Origin of the sequence: Microbacterium sp. LWH13-1.2, from assembly GCF_038397735.1 — a bacterium.
Classification (GTDB): Bacteria; Actinomycetota; Actinomycetes; order Actinomycetales; family Microbacteriaceae; genus Microbacterium.
Genome location: NZ_CP151635.1, coordinates 1,428,705 through 1,455,251 on the forward strand (window position 1 = coordinate 1,428,705; position 26,547 = coordinate 1,455,251).

General features: G+C 69.1%; 10 protein-coding genes. 3 read left to right on the forward strand and 7 right to left on the reverse strand.

Annotated elements, in window-relative coordinates:
• Positions 1–5: 5 nt before the first annotated feature.
• The 5 genes from MRBLWH13_RS06655 to MRBLWH13_RS06675 form a co-directional block, all read right to left on the reverse strand.
• A complete protein-coding gene (locus tag MRBLWH13_RS06655) occupies positions 6–554 on the reverse strand; it encodes an HIT domain-containing protein (protein ID WP_341957470.1) in 549 nt (182 codons plus the stop codon).
• Entirely contained in the window at positions 551–2,476 is a 1,926-nt protein-coding gene (gene thrS, locus MRBLWH13_RS06660) for a threonine--tRNA ligase (protein ID WP_341958241.1), read from the reverse strand. The genes MRBLWH13_RS06655 and thrS overlap by 4 nt, the downstream gene beginning before the upstream one ends.
• A gap of 121 nt (positions 2,477–2,597) precedes the next feature.
• Complete coding sequence (locus tag MRBLWH13_RS06665; RefSeq protein WP_341957471.1) at positions 2,598–2,957, reverse strand: YnfA family protein; 360 nt, start codon at positions 2,955–2,957, stop codon at positions 2,598–2,600.
• Positions 2,958–2,990: 33 nt separating this feature from the next.
• A complete protein-coding gene (locus MRBLWH13_RS06670) occupies positions 2,991–3,680 on the reverse strand; it encodes a response regulator transcription factor (RefSeq protein WP_341957472.1) in 690 nt (229 codons plus the stop codon).
• The gene (locus tag MRBLWH13_RS06675) at positions 3,677–4,840 is read right to left on the reverse strand and encodes a histidine kinase (RefSeq protein WP_341957473.1); all 1,164 of its coding nucleotides are present in this window, start codon (positions 4,838–4,840) and stop codon (positions 3,677–3,679) included. Before MRBLWH13_RS06675 ends, MRBLWH13_RS06670 begins: the two co-directional genes overlap by 4 nt.
• Positions 4,841–5,020: 180 nt before the next feature.
• On the opposite strand from MRBLWH13_RS06675, the gene MRBLWH13_RS06680 reads away from it, so the two are divergent.
• From MRBLWH13_RS06680 to MRBLWH13_RS06690, 3 genes are all read left to right on the forward strand, one after another.
• On the forward strand, positions 5,021–5,971 hold the full coding sequence (locus tag MRBLWH13_RS06680; RefSeq protein ID WP_341957474.1) for an alpha/beta hydrolase: 951 nt from the start codon (positions 5,021–5,023) through the stop codon (positions 5,969–5,971).
• Positions 5,972–6,033: 62 nt separating this feature from the next.
• Entirely contained in the window at positions 6,034–6,453 is a 420-nt protein-coding gene (locus MRBLWH13_RS06685) for a hypothetical protein (RefSeq protein WP_341957475.1), read from the forward strand.
• Between the two features lie 57 nt (positions 6,454–6,510).
• Entirely contained in the window at positions 6,511–7,860 is a 1,350-nt protein-coding gene (locus MRBLWH13_RS06690; protein WP_341957476.1) for a deoxyribodipyrimidine photo-lyase, read from the forward strand.
• A gap of 16 nt (positions 7,861–7,876) precedes the next feature.
• Here the strand turns inward: MRBLWH13_RS06690 and MRBLWH13_RS06695 are convergent, their stop codons facing one another.
• Together MRBLWH13_RS06695 and MRBLWH13_RS06700 are read right to left on the reverse strand one after the other, a co-directional pair.
• A complete protein-coding gene (locus MRBLWH13_RS06695) occupies positions 7,877–8,359 on the reverse strand; it encodes a hypothetical protein (RefSeq protein ID WP_341957477.1) in 483 nt (160 codons plus the stop codon).
• Between the two features lie 24 nt (positions 8,360–8,383).
• Complete coding sequence (locus MRBLWH13_RS06700; protein WP_341957478.1) at positions 8,384–26,506, reverse strand: AraC family transcriptional regulator; 18,123 nt, start codon at positions 26,504–26,506, stop codon at positions 8,384–8,386.
• Positions 26,507–26,547 lie beyond the last annotated feature (41 nt).

Below are 26,547 nucleotides of genomic sequence, written 5' to 3' on the forward strand. Positions count from 1 at the left end.
CCGAGCTAGGCCTTCGGCCAGGCGTTGGCCACGGCTTCTCGCACTTCGCCGAGGAGCTGGGGCAGCGCCTTGGTCTTGGCGATGATCGGGAAGAAGTTGGCGTCCGACGTCCACCGCGGCACGATGTGCTGGTGCAGGTGGCCGTCGACGCCGGCGCCCGCGACGGCGCCCTGGTTCATCCCGAGGTTGAAGCCGTCGCAGCGCGACACCTCACGAAGAACGCGCATTCCGATCTGGGTCAGCGCACCGATCTCGGCGACCTCTTCGGGCGTGGCCTGGTCGTAGGTGCCGATGTGGCGATACGGGCAGACCAGGAGGTGCCCCGAGTTGTACGGGAACAGGTTGAGCAGCACGTAGGCCGTCTCACCCCGGGCGACGATCAGCCGCTCGGCATCCGGGAACTTCGGAGCCTCGCAGAACGGGCATTCCTCGCGCAACGGCTCGGGGCCCGCCTGGATGTATGCCATCCGGTGCGGGGTCCACAGCCGCTGGAACTCGTCGGGGACGCCGGCGAACTCGCCGGCGTCCTCCCACGGTGGAGGCTCCGTGGTCACGCCAGGTCCCCTGCTGTCTGCACGAGCGTGTGCGCATCGATCGCGGCACGGATGCGAGACACGGCATCGGCGATCGGCACGCCGTTCTCCTGCGTGCCGTCGCGGTAGCGGAACGAGACGGTGCCCGCATCGCGATCCTTCTCGCCCGCGATCAGCAGCAGCGGGACCTTGCCGGTCGTGTGCGTGCGGATCTTCTTCTGCATCCGGTCGTCGGAGGCGTCGAGCTCGGCGCGCACGCCCTGTGTGCGGAGTGTGTCGATGACCTCGCTGAGGTAGTCGGCGAACTCGTCGGCCACGGGGATGCCCACGACCTGCACGGGAGACAGCCACACGGGGAAGTCGCCCGCGTAGTGCTCGAGCAGAATGGCGAAGAACCGCTCGATCGAGCCGAACAGAGCGCGGTGGATCATGATCGGCCGCTTCTTCTGGCCGTCCTTGTCCATGTACTCGAGCTCGAAGCGCTCAGGAAGGTTCGGGTCGACCTGCACGGTCGACAGCTGCCAGGTGCGGCCGATCGCGTCGCGCGTCTTCAGGTCGATCTTCGGACCGTAGAACGCCGCCTCGCCGGGAACCTCGGTGAGCTTCAGACCGGATGCCACAGCGACGCGACGCAGCGCGTCGGTCGACGACTCCCAGAACTCGTCGGAGCCGATCCACTTGGACTTCTCGTCGTCCTTCATCGACAGCTCGAGCTCGAAGTCGGTGAGACCGAAATCGCGCAGCATCGACAGGATGAACTCGAGGACCTTCGAGACCTCGGCCTCGAGCTGATCGGGCGTGACGAAGAGGTGCGAGTCGTCCTGGGTGAATCCGCGCACGCGGGTGAGGCCGTGCAGCGCGCCCGACAGCTCGTTGCGGTAGACGGTGCCGTTCTCGGCGAAACGCAGCGGCAGGTCGCGGTAGCTGCGCGCACGCTCCTTGTAGATCAGGATGTGCATCGGGCAGTTCATGGGCTTCAGGTAGTAGTCCTGGCCCTGTCTGGTGATGTTGCCCTCGTCGTCGCGCTCCTCGTCCATGACGATCGGCGGGTACATGCCCTCCTTGTATGTGACGAGGTGGTTCGAGGTGAGGAAGAGGTCTTCCTTCGAGATGTGCGGCGTGTACACGTAGGTGTAGCCGCCCTCGATGTGGCGCTTGCGCGCGTGCTGCTCCATCTCGCCGCGGACGACACCGCCGCGAGGGTGCCAGACAGAGAGACCAGAGCCGATCTCCTCGGGGAACGAGAACAGATCGAGCTCCTTGCCGAGGCGACGGTGGTCGCGCTTGGCGGCCTCCTCGAGACGGTGCTGGTACTCGCGCAGCTCGTCCTTCGACGGCCACGCCGTGCCGTAGATGCGCTGCAGCTGCGGGTTCTTCTCGCTTCCGCGCCAGTAGGCGGCGGCGATCCGGGTGAGGTCCCAGCCGTTGCCGATCATGCGGGTGTTGGGCAGGTGCGGCCCACGGCAGAGGTCCTTCCAGACCACCTCGCCGTCACGGGTCGTGTTGTCGTAGATAGTCAGCTCGCCCTCGCCGACCTCGACGGATGCACCCTCTGCCGCCTCTTTGCCGCCCTTGAGACCGATGAGCTCGAGCTTGAACGGCTCGTCTGCGAGCTCCGCCCGTGCCTCGTCGTCGGTGACGACACGGCGCACGAAGCGCTGGCCCTCACGGACGATGCGCTGCATCTCTTTCGTGATGGCCTTGATGTCCTCGGGCGTGAACGGCGTCTCGACGCCGAAGTCGTAGTAGAAGCCGTCGGTGATGGGCGGGCCGATGCCGAGGTTCGCCTGCGGGTTGATCCGCTGCACCGCCTGCGCGAGCACGTGCGCCGCCGAGTGACGGAGGATGTCGAGCCCGTCGGGGCTGTCGATCGTGATCGGCTCGACCTCGTCGGCATCCGTCACTGTCGTGGCGAGGTCCTTGAGGGCTCCGTTGACGCGCATCGCGACGACTGAACGGTCAGAGAACAGGGCGAAGCCGTCTTTCGGCTGAGCATTTTCAGGCACTGCACACTCCATCTGGGTCTGGATCTAGGCTACTCGCATGCCCGGGGGCTGCTGACCGCTACGACACCGCCTCGGTCGCGGTGTTCGCGGCTGTCGGCGCCAGGATGATGATCGCCGCACCGACCAGCGCGATCGCCGAGCCGACCCAGTCCCAGATCGTGGGTCTGAAGCCGTCGACGATGATCCCCCATGCCAGGGATCCCGCGATGAACACGCCGCCGTACGAGGCGAGCACGCGCCCGAAGTTCGCGTCGGGCTGGAGCGCCGCGATGAAGCCGTACGCGCCGAGCGCCATGACCCCGAGCACCGCGAACAGCCACCCGCGGTTCTCCTTGACCGCCTGCCAGATCAGCCAGGCCCCGCCGATCTCGGCGACAGCGGCGAGCAGGAAGAGGATGCTGATGCGCAGGACGGTCATGCATTCAGTGTGGCAAAGACCAGTGACCCGAGATCACCCTCCGATTGTCACCAGCCCCGACTCGTAGGCGAGGATCACGAGTTGCGCCCTGTCGCTCGCCGAGACCTTCGCCATGATCCGATTCACGTGGGTCTTCGCGGTGTGCGGCGAGATCGTCAGCCGGGTGGCGATCTCGTGATTCGTGAGTCCCTCGGCGACGAGCTCCAGAACCTCGCGCTCCCGTGGCGTCAGCGGGGCGAGCACGGACACCCACCGCTCCGAACGCGGCGCTCCGCCACGGCGCACCGCACGCTCGATCAGCGCCCGGGTCGCGGAGGAGGAGAGCAGTGCCTCACCCTGATGCACGGTGCGCACTGCGCGGACGATCTCGTCGGGCTCGGCGCCCTTGCCGATGAATCCGCTCGCGCCCGCGCGCAGCGCTGCGACGACGTTCTCGTCGTCCTCGAAGGTCGTCAGGATCAGCACCCGCGGCCGGCTCGAGGAATCCCCGTCTGCAAAGGCGGGTGCATCCGTGCAGATGAGTGCCGTGGCGGCGATCCCGTCGAGCTCGGGCATGCGGATGTCCATCAGCACGACGTCCGGCGCGGTGTCGATCACCGCACTCACCGCATCACGGCCATTGGACGCCTCTCCGACCACGAGAAGACCGCCGTCGCTGAGGATGTCCCGCACGGCATGCCGCACCAGAGGCTGGTCGTCGACCACGAGCACCGAGATCGTCATGGCGTCGCTGTCGCGTCCGTCGGGATCCAGGCCTCGAGTGAGAAGACTCCGCCCTCGCTGCCGAAGTGCACGGCACCGCCGACGGCGACGATGCGCTCCTGCAGTCCGCGCAGCCCGTGGCCCGCACGGGGAGGATCCGATGACTCGTGGGCGGTCGGGTTCACGACCGCCAGGTGCACCGCGGCGCCTTCCGTGCGGAGGGCGACGGTCGCGGTGCCGCCTCGGCCGTGTTTGTGCGCGTTGGTGAGGGCCTCCTGGAGCACCAGATACGCCACGTGATCGCCGGCCGGCGACAGAGCCAGACCGTGCTGAGGACTCCGCAGATCGATGCGGAGTCCGGCACCACGGAAACCGGTGAGGAGCGCATCCAGGTCGGCCAGCCCGCGCTGCGGGCTCAGCTCACCCTCGCGTCCGTCGGTGTCGGTGTCGGCGCGCAGGAGCGTCAAGAGTCCGCCGATGTCGGCCAGGACCGTCCGCGACGCACTGCGTACCGTCGTCAGTGCCTCACGTGCACGCTCGGGTCTGGTCTCGAGGGACGAGGAGGCGACTCCGGCGTTCAGACTGATCACGGCGATCTGATGCGCGACCACGTCATGCAGGTCGCGAGCGATCCGCACTCTGTCCTCGGCGACTCGCCTCCGCGCCTCGTCGTCGCGGCTCCGCTCGGCCCGCTCTGCGCGCTCGGTCATCGCCGCGGCGAACTCCCGTCGTGACCGGGCCGTGTCTCCCAGCGCTCCGCCCAGGAGGATGATCAGGATGAACTGCAGGGCAGTCGAATCGAAGAGATCGCCGCCGAGCGCCCATCCCTCGGCGAAGAAGGCGACCGCGACCGACGCGCCGAGGGCGAGCAGTCCGATGTGCCGCCCGAGACGATCGAGCACCGCGAAGCTGGCGATCGCGACGGCGAGGAGCGCGCTCGGCGAAATCGACCCGGTCACGGCGACGGCGACCACGCACGCCAGGCTGACGCTCAGAGCGGCGAGCGGCCATCGGCGCCGGAACGGCATGATCGCGGCCGGCGCGAGCGCCGGGATGAGGAGCATCCCGCGGGTCCGGAAGGTCTCGTCAGGGAAAGGCAGAACGGCGAAGATCACGATCAGCGCGACCACGAGGACATCGCTCATCCGGAACCCGTCTCGGGCGGCACGGGTGGTCGGCATGCATCCAGTATTTCGCGCCCGCGACCTCTGCGGATCCGCCCACCGGATGACTCCCGCGTACAGCGAACGCGGTACAGAGGTGTCCGCGGTGGGCTGATGCGTCCGTGGGCCTCACGATCCAGGCTGGGAGGACAGGCGCGCGCCCCCTTCCCGACACCCGTGCGCGCCGGGAAGGCCATCGTGCGCAAGTCCCTCAGAAGAGCCCTGATCGTCGCGGGGGCCATCGGCACCGTCTTGGCGGTCGGGCTGACGACCACCACCGTGGTGAATGCCGTGTCGACCGAGGCGGAGCGGAGCAGGATCGAGACATACGGTCAGACGGTGAGCGTCGACGGTCGGTCGATGAACGTGGTCATCACCGGCGAGGGCGACCAGGACGTCGTGCTGCTCCCCGGCTTCGGCACGGCCTCGCCCGCCCTCGATTTCGAGCCGTTGGTCACAGATCTCTCGAACGATCACCGGGTCATCGTCGTCGAGCCGTTCGGCTACGGCCTGAGCGATGGCACCGACAGCCCACGGACGACCGACAACATCGTGGACGAGATCCATCAGGCGCTGCAGGCACTCGACGTCGACCGCTATGTGCTGATGGGGCACTCGATCGCGGGCCTGTACGCGATCGAGTACACGAACAGGTACGCCGATGAGGTGACGGCGTTCGTCGGGATCGACACCAGCGTGCCGGGGCAGCCGAACATGGACACGGTCTTCCCCACCGGTCTGCTGGCCGCGGCGAAGAACCTCGGCCTGATCCGCCTCGTCGCGGGCGCGACCGGCGACGGCCTCGACGGACTCGAATACGACGACCACACGCGTGAGCAGATGTCGCTCCTCAGCAACCGGAACTCCCTCACCCCCACCTACCTCGACGAGATGACGCACATCAGGACCAACTTCGCGGATGCCATGGGCACCGGCTTCTCCACGGGACTCCCGCTCCTGCTGTTCGTGGTGGCCGACAACGCCGGCAATCCGGACTGGATCGACCTGCACGAGCGTCAGGCGGCGGAGATCGACGACGGGACCGTCATTCCCCTCGACGGCGAGCACTATCTGCATCACACGCATGCCCTCGAGATAGCCGACGGGTTCCGGCAGTGGGAGGCTGATCGCCTGCTCGCCGCCGACTGACCCGGCGCGACGCGCCCCGGCGAACAGCGAACCCTCGGATACCGTCGGGGTAGCGTGAGCGGATGATCAGAGCACTGGCGCGTTGGATCCTCGCACTCGCCCTGGGTGCGATCGGCATCGTCCACTTCGTGAGCACCCGCGGCTTCCGGGTCGTCGTTCCGGACTGGGCCACGAAGGCCACCCGTCTCGACAAGGACGCGATCGTGATCGCCTCCGGTGCCGCGGAGGTCGCGCTCGCGGTCGGGCTCGTCGCGCTGCCGAAGGAGAGACGCCGCATCGGCATCGCGACCGCCGCGTTCTTCATCGCGGTTCTGCCGGGGAACGTGCACCAGTGGCGCACCCACCGCTCCACCCCAGGTCTCGACACCGAGGCGAGGCGATTCGGGCGGCTGTTCCTCCAGCCGCTGCTCGTGCTGTGGGCCCTGTGGGCGACTGTTCCCGATCCTGCCCTCGCGACTCGCGCCCGGCGTCGTAGCCGCTGAAGCAGGCGGCCCGCAACCCCCGCCCGCCGATTCCGTCGCACGGGTGAGAATGGAGCCATGCCCTCCCCCTCGATCGTGTGGCTCCGTGACGACCTCCGCCTCGCCGACAACCCGGCGCTGCGGGCGGCCATCGATCGCGACGAGCCGATCGTCGTGCTCTACGTGCTCGACGAGGAGTCACCCGGCATCCGCCCGCTCGGTGGCGCCGCACGCTGGTGGCTGCACCATTCGCTCGCCTCGCTGAGCGGACGACTGCGGGAGCACGGAGCGACGTTGACGCTGCGCCGCGGACCCGCCGAGCGTGTCGTCCACGAGGCTGTGGCGGATACCGGAGCGAGCGCCGTGTTCTGGAATCGGAGGTACGGAGGAGCGGAGCGCGACATCGACGCGGCGCTGAAGGCGTCGCTCCGCGATGACGGGATCGAGGTCGCATCCTTCGCCGGCTCCCTGCTGCACGAGCCATGGACGGTGAAGACCGGGAGCGGCACCCACTTCTCTGTGTTCACCCCGTTCTGGCGCGCCTGCCTCGCCCTGCCCGCGCCCCGCGCGCCACTCCCCGCACCGCGAAGCCTCGACGGGCCCTCGCACCGCCCGACCTCTGACGACCTCGACGACTGGAACCTCCTGCCGACGCGACCGGACTGGGCCGGCGGCCTGCGCGAGACGTGGGAGCCCGGCGAGCCCGCCGCTCGGGCCCGGCTGAGAACGTTCCTGCACGACGACATCGACCTGTACGACCGCGCGAGGGATGAGCCGTCCGCCGGCGCCACCTCACTGCTCTCGCCCCGACTCCGCTGGGGCGAGCTGAGTCCGTTCACCGTCTGGCACGAAGCGGTCGACGCCCACGGTGCCGCAGGCTTTCTCTCGGAGCTGGGGTGGCGCGAGTTCGCGTGGCACACCGTGTTCCACTCCCCCGATCTGGCGATCGTCAACCTGCGCCGTCAGTTCGACGCGTTCCCCTGGCCGCGACTCGACCCCTCTCAGCTCGAGGCATGGCAGCGCGGCGACACCGGAGTGCCGCTGGTGGATGCCGGGATGCGCGAGCTGTGGCACACCGGCTTCATGCACAACCGCGTGCGCATGGTCACCGCGTCATTCCTCGTCAAGAACCTCCTGATCGACTGGCGGCGCGGCGAGGAATGGTTCTGGGACACGCTCGTCGACGCCGACGGCGCGAGCAACCCGTTCAACTGGCAATGGGTCGCCGGATCAGGTGCCGATGCGGCTCCGTACTTCCGGGTGTTCAACCCCGAGCTCCAGGCCAAGAAGTTCGACCCGCACAGCCTGTACATCTCGGAGTGGGCTTCGGATGCGCCCACCGAGCCGATCGTCGATCTGGCTGCCACACGCAAGGCGGCTCTCGCCGCCTACGAGGTCGTCAAGCGATCGTCTCAGCCGGCGTCGTGACCGCGCTTCCGTCCGCTCAGGAGGCGTAGCGCTCGACGCGGAGCACGCAGTCGAGGGCTTCATCCTCGACGGCGACCGACGTCTCCCAGTCGGCGCTCGCGCCGGCGTCGATCGGCTCGACGTCGACCTGCGTGAGCGACCGCGTGTCACCGCCTTCGGTGAGCAGCGAGACGTAGATCCGGTACGACGCCGCAGCCTCGCTCGAGTTCGTCACGGATCCCGCGATCTCCCAGTGGTCTCCTGCGAGCTCGCACGTCTTGACCTCGGCATCCGAGAGCGCGCCCACGAGCCCTTCTCCAGAGCCGGGCGTGTCTGTGATGTCCGTCACGCCCGCTTCGGCCTGCTCCGTCGCGGTGGGCGTGGGCGTGGGCTCGGGGGCGGAGTCCGTGCAACCGGCGAGGACAAGGCCGAGAGCCACGGCGATGCCGGCCACGACCACCCCCTTGGTCGCCGTGCGGCGTCCTGCGGTGGTCGGTGCGGTTGAGCTCAGGTTCAGCATCGTGTGGCCTTTCGGTGCGAATTGCTAGGAGGAGAGGTTCTGGGGTCGCATCGAGCGACGACGGCGGGCGGCGAGCATCAGGACGAGTCCGGCGAGCAGCAGCAGCGCTGAGCCGCCGACCAACGGCAGCGGGTCGCCGCCGCCCGTGAAGGGGAGCAGGCCCGTCGGGGTCGGCTGCGGGAGGTTCACCGCGTCGGAGGCGACGTCGAGCACCTGCACCCCGGAGTCCGCCTCGACGCTCGTCACCACGGCGCGCGAGTTCACCACAGTACCTTCCATCGCCGGGGTGATGATCACGGTGGCGGTCGCTGTGACCCTCTGGCCGGGGAGCAGCACGCCGGGCTCGCCGGGCCACACGTACGTGATCGCCGAGAGTCCCGGGTACGGGTCGGTGATGCGCACGCCGGTGAGAGTCGTGGTCCCGGTGTTGGTCGCGGTGTAACGGAAGACCAGGGTGTCGCCCGCGAAGCCCTGCTGGCCGTCCTTGACCGCGATGCTCATGCCGAGACTGATGCTCGGAGCGCCGGGCACCTCCACCCGCACCGAGTCGGACGCCTCGGCGGTCGAGCCGTCCGGCGCGGTGCCCACCACGGAGGCGGTGTTCTCGACGTGCTGGCGCACGACGTCCGCCGCCGTGATGACGTAGTCGGCGGTCACGGTCGCGCTCTGGCCCGCTGCCAGCACACCCGGCGTACCGGGCCAGGTCACGGTCGGAGCACCGAGTCCGGCGAGGTCATCCGTGACCGCGACATCGGACAGCGTGACGTTGCCGGTGTTGGTGACCGTCACCAGGTACCGGATGCCGCCGCCCTGCTGCGCCGCACCGGTGAGCTCGGCCGTCTTGTCGAGGGTGAGGGCGGGTGCCGCGGTGATGACGGTCTCGCCCGAGGCCTCGTCGCGGACTATCGTGCCGCCGCCGTCTCCCGTGGCGACCGCGACCGAGGTGATGACACCCGCGTCGACATCCGCCTGGGTCAGGGCGTAGGTCGCGGTCGCGGTCGCCGACTGCCCGGGAGCCAGCACACCGATCTCACCCGGCCATGCGATGCCGAGCCCGGTGAGACCCGCCTGACCGTCGGACAGCGTGATGCCGCGAAGCGTGGTGTTCCCGGTGTTCGTGAACGTGAAGGTGTACTCGACGAGGTCGCCGGGGCGACCGTTGGCTCCCTGCGCGAGCACCTGGGACTTCTCGACGTCGATCGCCGGGGCCGCGGCGATGGTCGTGACGACCGACTCCGGGGAGTCCGATGTCACCGAGTCACCGCCGGGCGTCAGCGCACTCGCCGAGGCGGTGTTGCGCACTTCTCCCGCGTCGATGTCCGACTGCTGCAGCGTGTAGGTCGCAGCCGCGGTGACGGATCCTCCCGGCGCGAGAGTTCCGACCGCGTCGGGCCATGCCCCATACGAGATGTCGGACAGCCCGTCGAGCGAGTCGGTGAGCGCGACCGAGGAGAGCGAGAAGGTGCCGGTGTTCGTGATCACGAAGTCGTACCTGATCTGCGTGCCGACGCTGCCGTCGCCCAGGCGCGTACCCGTCTTGGACACGTCGATCGACCCCGTCCCGCCCGCCAGCGGCACGATCGTCATCGGCGTGCGACTGCTCACGTCAGCGCCCGTCGGCGGCGTGCCGGATCCCGTGGCCGTGTTGCGGACGGTGCCCGCATCGACATCCGCCTGAGTGATCAGATGCGACGCCGTGATCGTCACGGTCTGCCCGGGCAGCAGACGCCCCGGGTTCGCCGCGTCCGGCCATGTGTAGACGAAGCCGGTGAGTCCCGAGACCGTGTTGCTGAGGGTCACCCCGTTCAGGGTCGTGTTGCCGGTGTTCTGAATCGTGAAGGTGTAGTCGATCGAGTCTCCGAGGACTCCGACGTCTCCGGCAGCGAGTTCGGCGGACTGGGTCGCGCGGATCGCCTGCCCGGGGCTGGTCGGTGCGTCCGTCGCGATCGTGAACGGGGCGGAGCTGTCTGAGACGACGACCCCACGCGGAGAGGTTCCGAACGACGTGGCGACGTTCGTGATCGATCCGGCATCGACGTCGTCCTGAGTCACCGTGTACCGGGCGACGCCGGTCGCGGTTCCGCCGGGCGGAAGGATGCCGGTGGCCGACGGGAACTCGATCTGCGGGGTGCCCAGACCCTCCAGGTCGTCCTGGAGTCGGATCAGTCGCAGGGTCACGTTTCCGGTGTTCGTGATGTCGAACGTGTACTCGATGATGCTGCCCACACCGCCGGTGCCGCTGATGTACGCGCCGCCCTTGACCGTCTGGATCGACGGAGCGTGCTCGGCGGTCGGGATGGGCTCGATGGTCGAGCGGGTCGAGAGGACCTCGCCGGCCGGTGTCGTGGCGCGGACGGATGCCGTGTTCTGCACGGATCCCCGATCGACGTCCTCCTGGCTGATGTCATAGGGGGCCGTGCCGCGTGCGATCTGGCCCGGTGCGAGCACGCCTGCGGCAGCTGGCCAGTCGACGGTGATCGTTCCGATGCCGACGAGCTCATCCGTGATCGCCACGCCCGAGAGCGTCACGGTCCCGGTGTTCTCGATGCGGAAATCGAAGGTCACGCCGTCACCGGCCTCGTTCGCATCTGCGGCATCCAGGTTGCCCGTCTTCTCGAAAACGAGGCCGGGAGCCGCGACGAGCGACACCGTGGCGGGCGTCGTGGCCGCGGCCGGAGCACCCATCGGGGGTTGTCCGGTTCCGGTGACGAGGCTGGTGACGCTGCCCGCGTCGACATCGGCCTGGGTCAGCACGTAGGTCGCTGTCGCGCGCACCGACTCCCCGGGCACGAGCACACCCTCCGACCCCGGCCACACGTAGACGGGAGCCGACGCACCGGGCAGGGCGTCAGCGAGGGCGGCGCCGGTCAGAGTCACGTTGCCGTCGTTGGTGAGGACATACGTCCACGTCACCACATCGCCGGCCCGTCCGGTCGCTCCCGGAGCCAACGCACCACTGTCGGACACACTCACCGCCGGAGCCGCAGCCACCGTCGCCACCACACTCTCCGGCGACACCACCGTGATCGGCTCACTCCGCGCCGGCACACCAGACGCCGACGCCGTGTTCACCACACGACCCGCATCCGCATCCGCCTGCACGATCACATACGACCCCGTAGCCGTCGCCGTCTCCCCCGGAGCGATCACCCCCGGCGCACCCGCATCCGGCCACACCACACCCGACAACACCACACCAGGAACCGCATCAGTCAGCACCACACCCGACACCGTGACATTGCCCGTATTCGTCACCCCGAACTCATACGACACCACATCACCCACAGCACCAGAACCCGACGCCACACCCGACTTCGACACCGACAACCCCGCCGCAGGCAACACCGTGTTCACCCGCACCGTGTTCGTATCCGCAGACACCCGCACCCCACCCGGAGCAGACGCCGCCACCGACGCCGTGTTCTCCACGAACCCCGCATCCACATCCGCCTGCGTCAGGTCGTACTTACCCCGACCGACAGCCTGCTCCCCCACACCCACGCGGCCAGGCGCGGCGGGGTTCGGCCACACGATCGACACATCGTAGAGCCCCTCCATCGGGTCCACCAGCACGCCACCGGTGACCGTCACGTTGCCCGTGTTCGTCACCACCACCGCATACTCCACCGTGTCACCGACCGCGCCGATGTCACCCGCAGCGAGCACACCCGTCTTCACCGCAGACAACGCGGGAGTCCGAGGAATCGTGACCGTGGCGGCATCCGCGGCGTCGACCGGGGCGCCGGCCGGTGTGGTCGCGAAGACCTCGACCGCGTTCGCGACCGACCCGGCGTCGATATCCGCTTGGGTGAGCGCGTAGGTCGCGGTACCGCGAGCGGTGGAGCCGACAGGGAGGACACCCGCCGCTGCGGGGTCGTCGCTCGGCCAGACCACATCGATGACGCTGAGTCCGGGCAGCGCGTCGGAGAGGTCGACATCGCTCAGTGTCTGGTTGCCGATGTTGGCGATCGTGAAGCCGAACTGCACGACGTCGCCCACCTGTCCGGTGGAGCCCGGCGCCAGTGCTCCGGACTTGTCGATCATGATCCCGGCATCCGCAGCGACCGTCGGGGTGCTGATCCGGTCGGAGGCATCCTGCACGGCAGCTCCGCTCGGAGCGGATCCGGCGGCGGTCGCGATGTTGACCACCTCACCGGCATCCACATCGGCCTGCACGATCGCATAGCTGGCGATCGCCGTCGCGATCTCCCCCGGAGCGAGGACTCCGGGATCGCCGGGCCAGCGCACGTTCGGGACGGAGAGCCCCGCCAGCGGGTCGGTCAGCGTGATCGCCGACACGGTGACGTTTCCGGTGTTCTCGATCGTGAAGGAGTAGTCGATGATGTCGCCGACCGCTCCCTCCCCGCGAACACTGGCCGTCTTGCCGGTGAGCAGCTCGGGGGCAGCCGCCGCGACACTCGTGTTCGTCGGCGGCGTGCTCGCCGTGATCGTGTCCCCCACCGGCGGCTTACCGCTCGCCGTGGCGATGTTCGTGACCGAGCCGCGATCCACATCTGCCTGGGTGATCGTGTACTCGGCTGCGGCGTCGACCGTTTCACCCGGGAGCAGGATGCCGGGCTCACCCGGCCAGTCGAAGGTGGGCGAGCTCACGCCGACCAACGCGTCGACGAGGTCGACGAGCGTGAGCGTGACGTTGCCTGTGTTCGTGATGCCGAAGGTGTAGTCGATCCGGTCGCCGACGTCGCCCGCACCATCGACCAGTCCGGACTTCGTCGCCGCGATGCCAGGACGCGCGGCGATCTCGACCGAGGCCGTGGAGGTGCCGTTGACGTCAGCGCCACGCGGCGGGGTGCCGACGCCGTCGACAGCGCTCGCGACGCCTCCACGATCGATGTCGGCCTGGGTGAGTGCGTACGTCGAGACAGCCGTCACGGTCTGGCCCGGGAGCAGCACTCCCGGGCGAGCCGGGTCTGGCCAGGTGTACTCGGGGGCGGTGGAACCGGTGACGCGATCGGCCAGCGCCACCCCCGTGAGCGTGACGTTGCTGGTGTTCCGCAGGGAGTAGCTCCACGTCACGATATCGCCCGCGATACCGGTGGCGTCGGGTGCGAGCGCCGCGGTCTTGTCCACGACGATCGAGGCCTGGATGCCCTGAGTGTCGACCGTCTCGATACCCGCGGGGCTCGTGACAGGGCCACCGCGCGAGCTGCCGCTCGCCGTCGCCGCGTTGGCGATCGATCCGGCATCCACATCCGTCTGGGTGATCGTATAGCGGGCTGTCGCGATCGCCGTCTGTCCCGGCGCGAGCACTCCCTCAGCCCCGGGCCAGCTGACCTGGGGCACGCTGAGGCCCGGCATCGGATCGGCGAGAGCGATCGCGCTGACGGTCACGTTTCCGGTGTTCGTGATGCGGAAGGTGTAGTCGACAGAGCCACCCGCACCCCCATCGCCGTCGACGACGCCGTCCTTCACGACTGTGAGCGCAGCCGCGGGCTGCACGGTGTTGATCACGACCGGGTTGGAGTCGGCGACGACGATCGACCCCTGCTCCGTGACCGCTTCGACACCGGCGACGTTCCGCACGAAACCGCGATCGATGTCCGCCTGGGTCAGTGTGTACCGCGCGATACCGACCACGGTGTCGCCGACCAGCAGCTCGCCCTCAGGACCCGGCCACTCGATCTCGGGCAGCGAGAGACCGGCGAGACGATCGATCAGCCGACCGTCCTGCACCGTCACGTTGCCCGTGTTGGTCACCACCAGCCGGTACTCGATGACATCGCCGACCGCTCCGATCCCCGGCTCGAGCAGCTGCCCGCTCTTCACGGTCGTGAGCTCCGCCGCCTCGGCGATCGGCACTGTCGCCGTCGCCGTGCGCTCGACCGGAGCGCCACCCGGAGCGGATGCCGTCAGAGCGACCGTGTTGTCGACACGCCCTCGGTCGACATCGGCTTGCGTGAGCGCGTACTCGGCCGTGGCATCGGCGGTCGCACCGGGAGCGAGAAGGCCGTCCGCTCCGGGCCAGGTGACCTGGATGTCAGACAGACCGTCCAGCGGATCGTCGATGGTCACGCTCGACAGCGTGACGTTGCCGGTGTTCACGATGCGGAACGAGAACTGCACCGTGTCGCCTGCTCGGCCGGTCGCTCCCGGCGCAAGCACGCCGCTCTTCGTGACGGTCGCGTCGGCGCTCGCCGTGACCGCGGGCACCACGATCTGGTCCGAGGGATCCTCGACGGTGGTTCCGGTGGGATCGGTGCCAGAACCCACCGCGATGTTCGACACAGATCCACGGTCGACGTCGGCCTGCGTGATGACGTATCGAGCGGTGCCGACGAGGGTCTGCTCCGGCGCGAGAACGCCTTCGACGCCTGGCCAGACGACCGAGATGTCGGAGAGGTCGTCGAGCTCGTCGACGATGCCCACCCCGTCGAGCGTCACGTTTCCGGAGTTGCGGACGGTGACGGTGTACTCGATGACATCGCCGACCGCTCCGCCTGCTGCGTTGGCGATGACCGCCGACTTGGTCGTGACCACCGCGGGGGCCGGAACGTCGAGCGGCGTTTCGACCGCGTCGGAGGATGCCGAGATCGATGCACCACCGGGAACGGATGCGTTCGCCGTAGCGGTGTTCGTGACGCTGCCGGCGTCGACATCGCTCTGGGTGATGACGTAGGTCGCTGTGGCCGTGGCGACCTCGCCCGGTGCGAGCACGCGGTTCGTCGTCGGCCAGGTGATGTCCGGCGTGCTGAGCCCCGCGAGTGTGTCGGACAGCACGACACCGGAGAGCGTGACGTTTCCGCGGTTCTCGATCGTGAAGGAGTAGTCGATCGTGTCGCCGACACTGCCGCCGGTCGCCGCATCGTCCTTCGTGACGACGAGCTGCGGAGCGCTCGCGATCGGCACGGTCGCCGGGGTCGTCGCCGAGACCGCGGCTCCACCGTTGGAGGGCGTTCCGGTTCCGGTGACGAGGCTGGTGACGCTGCCCGCGTCGACATCGGCCTGGGTCAGCACGTAGGTCGCTGTCGCGCGCACCGACTCACCGGGGCCGAGGATTCCGACCGGGGTCGTCCAGGTGTACGTCGGCGGAGTCGTGCCGGCGAGGGCGTCAGCGAGGGCGGCGCCGGTCAGAGTCACGTTGCCGTCGTTGGTGAGGACATACGTCCACGTCACCACATCGCCGGCCCGTCCGGTCGCTCCCGGAGCCGACGCACCACTGTCGGACACACTCACCGCCGGAGCCGCAGCCACCGTCGCCACCACACTCTCCGGCGACACCACCGTGATCGGCTCACTCCGCGCCGGCACACCAGACGCCGACGCCGTGTTCACCACACGACCCGCATCCACATCCGCCTGCACGATCACATACGACCCCGTAGCCGTCGCCGTCTCCCCCGGAGCGATCACCCCCGGCGCACCCGCATCCGGCCACACCACACCCGACAACACCACACCAGGAACCGCATCAGTCAGCACCACACCCGACACCGTGACATTGCCCGTATTCGTCACCCCGAACTCATACGACACCACATCACCCACAGCACCAGAACCCGACGCCACACCCGACTTCGACACCGACAACCCCGCCGCAGGCAACACCGTGTTCACCCGCACCGTGTTCGTATCCGCAGACACCCGCACCCCACCCGGAGCAGACGCCGCCACCGACGCCGTGTTCTCCACGAACCCCGCATCCACATCCGCCTGCGTCAGGTCGTACTTACCCCGACCGACAGCCTGCTCCCCCACACCCACGCGGCCAGGCGCGGCGGGGTTCGGCCACACGATCGACACATCGTAGAGCCCCTCCATCGGGTCCACCAGCACGCCACCGGTGACCGTCACGTTGCCCGTGTTCGTCACCACCACCGCATACTCCACCGTGTCACCGACCGCGCCGATGTCACCCGCAGCGAGCACACCCGTCTTCACCGCAGACAACGCGGCTCCCGGGGTGATGGGAACGGTCGCGGCAGCCGGCACGGGCGCGAGAGTCCCTCGCACAGGCGTACCCGTGACCGTGACGGCGTTCGACACCGCGCCGGCGTCCACATCGGACTGCAGGAGCACGTAGGTCGCGGTCGCCGTCGCTTCGGCGCCGGGAACGAGGACGCCCGGGCGTGCCGCATCGGGCCAGGTAATCGCCAGAGGACTCAGCCCGGTGAGGGCGTCCTCGAAAGCGACTTCGCTGACCGTCACGTCACCCGTGTTGACGACCGAGAAGCGGAATTCGACGGTGTCTCCCGCGCGCCCCGTCGACCCGGCTGCGAGGGTGCCGCGCTTGGTCGCCGTCAGCTCGGGACCCGCCGCCGCGAGCTCGGTCGTCACCTCGGCTTCGATCGACGACACATCGACCTCGGTCGGGGCGGTTCCTGTCGCGGTGGCGGTGTTGACGACCTCACCGGCATCGACGTCTGCCTGACCGATGGTGTACTGCGCGGTGGCCGTCACCTCCTGCCCGGGAGCGAGACGTCCCGTCTCCCCGCTCGGCCATGCTCCGAACACGATGCCCGAGATTCCCTCGAGCTCATCGTCGATCGCGATGTCGGCGACGGTCGTGTTCCCGGCGTTGCGCACGGTGAACGAGTATCCGATCGAGTCTCCGAGCACGCCGTCGCCGGAGAGTTCATCCGCCTTCACCAATTCGAGCGCGGGTGCCCTCGTCTCGGTGGCGAGCGTCACGGTGTCGGATGCGGACACCGCGGCGTCGGACGGGGTGAGGCCCGTGACCGTCGCGGTGTTGCGGACGCCCCCGGCATCCACGTCCGCCTGAGTCACGGTGTACTGCGCCGACGCGCTCACGGTCGTCATCGGTGCGAGAGTTCCCGTCGCCGCGGGCCAGGGACCGAACGTGATCGCCGACAGTCCGGGCAGCGGGTCGCTCAGCGCGATGGCGTCGATCGTCGCCGTGCCCGAATTCGTGACGTCGAACGTGAACGTGACGATGTCGCCGACAGCCAGGTCCTCGGTCTGAGTTGCGGACTTCTCCAGGGTCAGCCCCGCAGTCGAGACGATGGTGACGGTGGCCGGCGCGGTCGCGGTGACGACGGCGCCGGAGGGCGCAGATCCTCGCCCGGTGACGAGGCTGATGATCGAGCCGGCATCGACGTCGGCTTGGGTCAGCACTGTCGTGGCCGTCGCGGCGACCGTCTCCCCCGGGGCAAGAATGCCTGCCTGGCCGTTCCACTGGTAGGCGGGCGCGGTCGTGCCCGCGAGAGCGTCAGACAGCGCAGAACCGCTCAGGGTCACGTTGCCGGTGTTCTTGAGCGTATAGGTCCAGGTCACCGTCGACCCGGCCGCGGACCCGGGCGGGAGCGAGCCGCTGTTCGTGACCGCGACAGACGGCGCTGCAGCCTCCACCGGCACGATGCTCTGCGGCGACGTCGTCGAGACCGCGCCTGCGGGTGCAGTCCCCGAGGCGGTCGCGATGTTCAGCACACGCCCGGCGTCGACGTGTTCCTGGGTGATCTCGAGCGACGCGGTGGCAGTCACGCTCTGCCCCGGATCGAGCACGCCGTCAGCACCCGGCCAGTCCGCAACGATGTCGGACAGGCCGACCAGCGGATCCGAGATGACGATCCCGGTGACGGTGACGTTTCCGGTGTTGCTGAGCACGAAGGTGTAGGTGATGTCGTCGCCGAGTCCTGCCTCATTCGGCAGGGTCGTGCCCGATTTGCTGAGCCTGAGCTCGGAACGCTGCGCGCCCGTGGACACCTCGACGGAGGCGGAGTCCGTCACGTCGGCCCCGGTCGGCGGCGCACCCGACGCGGTCACGGAGTTCGGCACGGATCCGCTGTTCACGTCGGCCTGGGTGATCTCGTAGACCGCCGCGGCTGTGGCCGTGGCGCCCGGCGCGAGCACGCCCGCCGCCTCGGCGTTCGGCCACGTGACGGTCAGGATGAGACCGGGGATGCTGTCGGCGAGCTCGACATCCGTGAGCGTGACGTTTCCGGTGTTCACGACGACGAAGTCGAACCGGATCTGGTCGCCCGCTTCGCCGTCTCCCACTCCGTCGCCGAGCACTGTTCCGGTCTTCGAGACGTCGATGGATGCCGACGGAGCGATCGGGACCGTGACGTCGTCGTTCTCGGTGATCGACGCGCCACCTGGAGCGGTACCTGAACCGCTCACGACGTTGTCGACGGCACCCGCGTCGATGTCAGCCTGCGTGAGCGCGTACGTCGCGGTCGCCGTGACGACCTGGTTGGGAGCGAGGACCCCCTCCGCGCCCGGCCACGAGTAGACCAGCGGAGAGACGCCCGGCTCGAGATCGGCGAGTGCGACGCCGGTGAGCGTGACATTGCCGGTGTTGCGCAGCGAGAACGAGTAGGCGACCGCATCGCCCGCGCGAGCCGTCGCTCCGCCGGCGAGCGTCCCCGTCTTCGTCACCTCGATGTCGGGGGTCTGGGGCGCCGTCGCGGTCACGATCGTGTCGGACGGATCCGTAACGGCCGGCCCCGTCGGGGGCGCGCCCGTCGAGGTCGCCGTGTTCGACACGGAACCTGCATCCAGGTCTGCCTGGGTGATGCGGTGAGTAGCCGTCGCGGTTACGGACTCCCCCGGCTGAAGGGTGCCGCTGGCGCCCGGCCACGGCCCGTAGGCGAGCGGGCTCAGCCCCGCAGCGGGATCGGACAGCGCGACGCCGGTGAGGGTGACGTTGCCTGAGTTCGTCGCGCGGAGCGTGTAGGTGATGAGGTCGCCGAGCTGTCCGGGGCCCGCGACCGACGCGGTCTTCGTCGTCAGGATCGCCGGAGCAGGCGTGGCGGTGCCGAGCACCACGGTCTGCGAGGTCGCGGACACGGCCGCGCCCGTGGGCGGACGCCCCGACGCGGTGGCCACATCGGTGATGGAGCCCGCGTTCACATCGCTCTGGCGCACCTGGTAGGTCGCCGTCGCGGTGATCGTCTGATTAGGAGCGAGAGTCCCTGCCGTGCCGGATGCCCAGGTGCCGTAGGTGATCGTGGAGAGTCCGCTGTGCGGATCGCTCACGGCGACGCCGGTGAGCGTCACGTTGCCGGCGTTGCGCACGGTGTACGAGTAGGTGATCGTGTCGCCGACCGACCCCGTACCCGCGGTGTAGGCGCCCGATTTCTGGATCGTGAGCGCCGGTGCCGAGGTCAGCGGAACCGTTGCCGAGCCCACCGCCGAGGTGGCCTGACCCCGCGCGGGAGTGCCGGCCGCCGTCGCCGCATTCGACACCGCACCTGCATCGACGTCGGTCTGACGAACGGTCGAGGTCGCGGTCGCTGTCACCACGTCGCCCGGTGCAAGCACGCCCGCGGTGCCTGACGGCCAGGCGCCGTAGGTGAGTTCGCTGATCCCGGGAAGCGAGTCGGCGGCGGTGACGCCCGAGAGCGTCACGTTCCCGGTGTTGCGGATCGACACGGTCCAGGTGATGGTCTCCCCAGCTACGCCGGTGGCCCCCGCGGGCAGCGTGCCGGACTTGACGACCTGGAGCCGCGGATCTCCTGCGACCGTCGGCGTGGTGACGGTGCCGGAAGCCGCGCTCACGGGGGTGCCGTTCGGCGACAGCCCGCTTCCGGTCGCGACGTTGACGATCGAGCCCGCATCCACGTCCGCCTGAGTGATCGTGTGGCTCGCCCGAGCGACGACCTGAGCTCCGGGCGCGAGCACTCCAGCGTCACCGGGCCAGGTGTATGCGAACGGCGTAAGGCCCACCATCGGGTCGTTCACCACGACGCCGCGGAGTGTCACGTTGCCGGTGTTGGTCACCCGCACCGTGTAGTCGACGACGTCGCCCACGGCTCCGCTGCCGCGGACGGCCGCCGACTTCGTGGTCGCCACCGCGGGGCCGGCGGCGACGGTCGCCAGCGAGACGGTCTGCGAGTCGGCGCCGACCGCAGGACCGCTGGGAGGGGTGCCGGTCACTCGTGCGGTGTTGCGCACGGTGCCCGCGTCGACGTCGGCCTGCGTGACCGTGTATGTCGCGGTGCCGACGACCTGCGCTCCCGGTGCGAGCGTTCCAGCGGTTCCGGGCCAGGTGAGGTCGATCGCGCTGAGGCCCGCGTGCGGGTCTGCGATCGCGACGTCGGTGAGCGTGACGTTTCCGGCGTTGCTGGCCGTGAACGTGTACGAGATGACGCTGCCCACCGCGCCGTTCCCCTGCGTGTACACCCCGGCTTTGCCGAGTGTGAGGAGCGGACCGGCGATCAGCGGGAGTGTCGCCGAGGCTGTCGCCTGCACGGCGTCACCGCTGGGCGGCGTGCCTGTGGCGGTCGCGGTATTGGCGACGGAGCCGGCATCGACGTCCGACTGCGTGAGCGCCCTCGTCGCGGTCGCCGTCACGCTCTGCCCTGGCTGCAGAGTGCCTGTCGCCCCTGGCCAGGCCGTGTAGGCGATCGCCGAGAGTCCTGGCATCGCATCGGCGATGCCGACACCGGTCAGGGTGACATTGCCGGCGTTTCGCACGGTGAAGCTGTACGTGACGAGGTCTCCCGCACGACCTGTCGCGCCGGGCGCCAGGCTCGCGGTCTTGTCGAGCGTCAACCTGGGCGCAGCCGTCACCGTCGACGTCACCACGTCTGCGGACGACGCATTGACCGATGCGCCGCCAGGCGCCGTGGCCGTTGCGGATGCGCGGTTGCGGATCGATCCGGAGTTCACGTCGGTCTGGGTGATGACGTACGTGGCCCGAGCGGTCGCCGTCTGCCCCGGTGCCAGCACGCCGTTCGCGCCCGGCCAGGTCACCGCGAGCGCGGAGAGGCCGGAAAGCGGATCACTCAGCGTCACACCGGTCAGCGTCTGGTTGCCGCTGTTGGTCGCCGTGATCGTGTAGGTGATGACATCGCCCACGCGGGTCCCAGCCGCGGTGTCAGCGCTCTTGGCCACGGTCAGCCCCGGTGCGGCGACGCTCGTGGGCACCACGGCCTCGGTCGACGTCGCGCTCACCACGGCACCCGTCGGCGGTCGACCGCTGACGCTCGCCGTGTTGCGCACGGATCCGGCATCGACGTCGGCCTGCCGCACGGTGTACGTCGCCGTTCCGGTAGCCGTCTGTCCCGGGGTCAGGGTGTTCGGCGAACCGGGCCAGGTGATCGACGGAGCGCTGAGCCCTGCGAGAGTGTCGGTGAGCGTGACGCCGCTGAGCGTGACATTGCCGGAGTTGCGGATCGTGAACGCGAACGTCACGGTGCTGCCGACCTCGCCTGACCCGGTCGTGACCGAACCGGTCTTCTGCACGGCGATCGATGGGACCGCGGCGATCCGCACGGTGGAGGGAGCGGTTCCGGTCACCGCTGCACCCCGCGGCGGTGTGCCCGTCGCCGTCGCGGTGTTCGCCACCGCGCCCGCGTCGACGTCGGTCTGCTTCACCGTGTAGGTGGCGGTGCCGGAGACGCTCTGGCCCGGCTGCAGGGTGCCCGGGGCTCCGGGCCAACCGGACAGAGGCACCGGTGCCTGACCGATCAGCGGGTCGACGAGAGACACCCCGGTGAGGGTGACGTTGCCGGAGTTGCGCACGGTGAAGGCATACGTGATGGTGTCGCCTGCGGCACCGGTTCCTGCGAGCGTTCCGGTCTTGGTGACCGAGACGGCGGGTGTGCTCGTGGCCGTCGGGGTCGTCACGGCTCCGGATGCCGCGGTCGCGGTCGCTCCACCGCCGGTGCCCGTGGCGGTCGCCGTGTTCGTGACGGATCCGGCGTTCACGTCTGCCTGCGTCACGGTGTACGGCGCCGTGGCGACGACGGTCTGCCCCGGAGCGAGCGTGCCCGCAGCACCCGGCCACTGGTACTGCAACGCTCCGAGGCCTGCCAGCGGATCGGCGATGCCGACCCCGGTGAGCGTGACGTTTCCGGTGTTGCTCGCGCGGAAGGTGTAGGTGATGACGCTGCCCACGCCTCCGCCGCCGCCCGAGGCGGTCTTGATGATCGCGATGCCGGGCGCCGCGGCGATCGTCGCGACGGTCACCTCGCCGGAGGATGCGGTGATCGCGGCCCCCGTCGGCGGGGTGCCGCTCGCGCTCGCGGTGTTCCTGGCCGACCCGGCATCCACATCCGACTGTCGCACCGTGTACGTGGCGGTCGCGGTGACCGTCTGGTTGGGCTGGAGAGTGCCCGCCGTTCCGGGCCAGGTGTAGGCGATGGTCGAGAGCCCCGCGTGGGGGTCGGTGATCGCGACGCCCGTGAGTGTGACGTTTCCGGTGTTGCGCGCCGAGAAAGAATAGGTGATCGTGCTGCCGACAGAGCCGTTGCCGGTGGTGATCGCGCCGGTCTTGGTGAGGACGAGACCGGGGGCCGAGGCGAGGGACACGGTCGCCGGAGCCGTGCTCGTCACCGCGGCTCCGGTGGGCGGGACGCCGGAACCCGTGGCAGTGTTGCTCACGGCACCGGAGTTCACGTCGGTCTGCGAGATGACGGATGTCGCGGTGGCAGTGACGGTCTGTCCGGGTTGCAGGACGCCTGCCGTGCCGCTCGGCCACGTGCCGTAGGTCGGTGCGGAGATTCCGGGAAGAGAATCGGCGACCGAGACTCCGGTCAGAGTGACGTTGCCGGAGTTCCGCAGCGTGATCGACCAGACGACCGTGTCGCCCGCCCGGCCGGAGGAACCGCTCTGCAGGGCGCCCGACTTCGTCGTCACGATTCCGGCTGATGCCGCCACGGTGTTCGTCGTGACGGTGCCGGAGGTGCTCGTCACGGGTGTCGCACCGTACAGGGCTGTGGATGACGCGACGTTGCGCACCGAGCCCGCGTTCACGTCGGCCTGTTTGATCGTGTAGGTGGCGACCGCCGTCACCGTCTGTCCGGGTGCCAGCCTCCCCGAGGTCCCGGGCCACGTGTAGGTGAAGGCCGACAGGCCCGCGAGCGTGTCTGTGATGGCGACGTCCGTGAGCGTGACGTTCCCGGAGTTCGTGGTGCGCACGGTGTAGGTGATGACATCCCCGACCGCGGCAGTGCCCGACACAGCGGCAGTCTTCGTCGTCGTGCTCGCGGGCGCAGCCGCCACCGTGCCCACGCGGGTCGTCGGCGACGTTCCCGTGACCGATGCTCCGCCGGGGGTGCGTGCGGACGCGGTCGCCGTGTTGGTCACGGTGCCGGCATCGACGTCCGCCTGACGCACCGTGTACGTCGCGCGGCCCTGCACCGTCTGACCCAGCGCGAGGGTTCCTGCCGTGCCGGGCCAGGTGTACGTGATGGCCGAGAGACCCGGAAGGGGATCCGCGATCGCGACCTGCGTCAGAGTGACGTTGCCGTTGTTGGTCGCCGAGAAGTCGTAGGTGACGGTGCTGCCGACTCCCCCCGTCCCCGCCGTGACGGATCCCGACTTCAGCACGGTCAGGGCGCCGGTCGGGGTGACCGGAAGCGTGAACGACCTCGTCTGCGACAGACGCGCGCCGCTCGGCGGCAAGGCCGACGCCGTCGCCGCGTTCGCGACGGACCCCGCGTCGACGTCGGACTGCTTCAACGTGTACGTCGCGGTCGCGGTGACGGCCTGCCCCGGCGCCAGCGTTCCCGCGGCTCCCGGCCAGGTGTAGGTCAGGGCGGAGAGTCCTGCCAACGGGTCGGCGATCGCGACCTCGGTGAGCGTGACGTTTCCACTGTTCGCGAGGCGGAACGAGTAGGTGACGACGTCACCCGCCTTACCCGTGCTGCCGGGCGCGAGAGCACCGGACTTCGTGAGGGTCACCGCAGGCGCAGAGGCAGCGGTCGAGACGACCGACTGGCTGCTGGGAACCGTGAGCACTGCCCCTGCGGGTGTACGCGCCGTGCCGGTGGCGGTGTTGCGCACCGCTCCGGCATCCACGTCGGCCTGGGTCACGGTGTACGTCGCGGTCGCCGTCACGGACTGGGCCGGGGCGAGAGTTCCTGCGACTCCGGGCCACGAGTACGTGAGCGCCGAGAGCCCGGCGAGCGGATCGCTGATCGCGACGTTCGTGAGCGTCGTGTTGCCGGAGTTGCGGGCGGTGAATGTGTAGGTGATCGTGCTGCCCACTCCGCCGTTGCCCTGGGTGAGGGATCCCGACTTCGTCGTCGTGAGTCCTGGCGCTGAGGCGATCGTGGGGACGGTGACCTGCGGGGAGGAGCCGGAGACTGTGGTGCCGGCTGGTGTACGAGCTGTGGCGGTGGCGGTGTTGCGGACGCTGCCTGCGTCGACATCGGCCTGAGTGATCGTATAGAAGGCTGTCGCGGTGGCTGTCTGACCGACGGGGATGACGCCGGCCGTCGCTGTGGGCCAGGTGATGGCCGGTGGCGAGAGACCCGGCAGCGGGTCGACGAGCGACGCATTCGCGAGAGTCACGTTGCCGGTGTTGCGGACGATGAAGGTGTAGTTGATGCGATCGCCGACTCGGCCGGTCGTCCCACTCGCGAGCGCCCCGGTCTTGGTGACCGTGACGGCGCCGGCCGCGGCGATCGGCGTCACCCGGTTCGCTGAACCCGATGGGCGGATGCCGCCGTCGTCATCTGCCGCACTGACCGTCGCCGTGTTCGCCACGGAACCGGCATCCACATCGCTCTGCTTCAGCGTGTAGTTGGCTGTGGCGGTGACGGACTGCCCCGGCGTCAGCGTTCCCACGGTTCCCGGCCAGGTGCCGAACGTGATCGCCGACAGTCCGGACAACGGGTCGCTGATCACGATGTCGGTGAGCGTCGACTGACCCGTGTTCGTCACGGTGAACGTGTAGATCACGACGTCTCCGGCGCGACCCGTGCCGCCGGGAGCGAGCGCGCTGGTCTTGGTGAGGCCGATCGCACTGAGGAGCACCGTGGTGCTGTCGTTGTCCTGGGCGAGGAAGTCTCCCACCACCGTCCTGGCTGTCGCCTCGGCCGTCGAGACGTATCCCGTCGCCGATGGGGCCGTCGCAGTACATGTATACGTGGTCGTCTGGAGCGGTGCGAGGGTGAGCGCGCCGAGGTTGCGGGCGCAGTTCGCCTGGTCGTCTGTCACCACGATGTTGCGCAGGGTTCCCGCGCCCGTGTTCGTGATGCGTATCGTGAACGTCGCCAGTTCGCCAGAGGTTCGCGACTGGGTGTCCGCCGTGCCGTCGAAGGTCTTCACGATCTGCAGCCCGGCTGTGGGAACCGAGAGCATCGCGTTGCGGAGAAGGTAGGAGTCGCCGGATGTGCCCAGACGCAGGTTCACGGTCGAATCGCCCGCGACGACGTTGGTCAGCGGAACGGTCGCGACGTCCACGTTCTGGTTGGTGAACGCCGTGCCGGCGGTACCTGTGTATCTGACTGATCCCACCGCCCGCGAGATGCCGACGTTGCCCGTCGCCCCCGCAGCATTCGCGATCTCCGTGTATGGTGTGGAGCCGCCGCGCGAGTACGACGCTGTGTCGCCCGTGATGTTCCGATCGCCCTCGAAGAGCGTGAATCCGGCGCGGGTTCCCGCCGCCACCGCCGTGAAGCCGTTGAAGGCGACGGTGAGGTCGGCGTCGTTCGCGCCCTGCCGCACGTGGCCCTCGTAGTAGATGATGTTGTGCGGCACGGATGCGGGGTTGTCGGCGATGAACGTGCCGTAGTCGTAGACGACGTTGATCGACCAGCCCGCGTAGCAGCCGGCACCGGTGGGAGTCCAGATGTTCCCGGCCGAGATCGTGACCTCGGATCCTGTGGGTACCGACGCAAAGGCAGACGTCACATCGGCACTCGCCGAGTAGTACAGCGCCGTCGCCTGCGAAGCGGGGTCGGCGAGCATGCTCTGCGGCGAGACGTTGATGACCGAGCTGCCCGCGACCTTGAGCTGGATGGCTCGCGAGGTGTAGCCGGTGGCACTGCCGGAGGGCATCGTGGCCACACCGCGCGCGGCGGAGTACTGGGCGCAGAGACGACGTGTGTCCCCCGTGTAGACGCCGGTGTTCGCGCTCCACGTGAGGAACGCCTTCACGACCGTGGCGCCGGCGGGGATCGTCATCGTCGCGCTGCTCGAATTCGCGGTGAAACCCGCGACCGAGTTGTTCTGGGTCATCACGAAGTTGTCGTTGACGTTGTTCGCGTTCGTGCTGGAAGCGGCGTGCAGATCTGCGCAGGTGCCGTTCGTCGTGGCCGTCGTCGCCGAGCACGCGAGCACGCCGTTTCCGGCCATGATGAAGTCGCCGTTGACGTTGGCCTGGTAGTTCGGTGCCGTGCCGGAGTTGGTTCCCCACTGCACGACGGCAGCCTCCGCGGCCTGCGGGGCGCCGAGGGTGAAGCCTGCGGCGATCACAGCGATGGCGGTGATCATGGCGACGGCGGATCTGCGCCAGCCACGACGAACACCTCCCC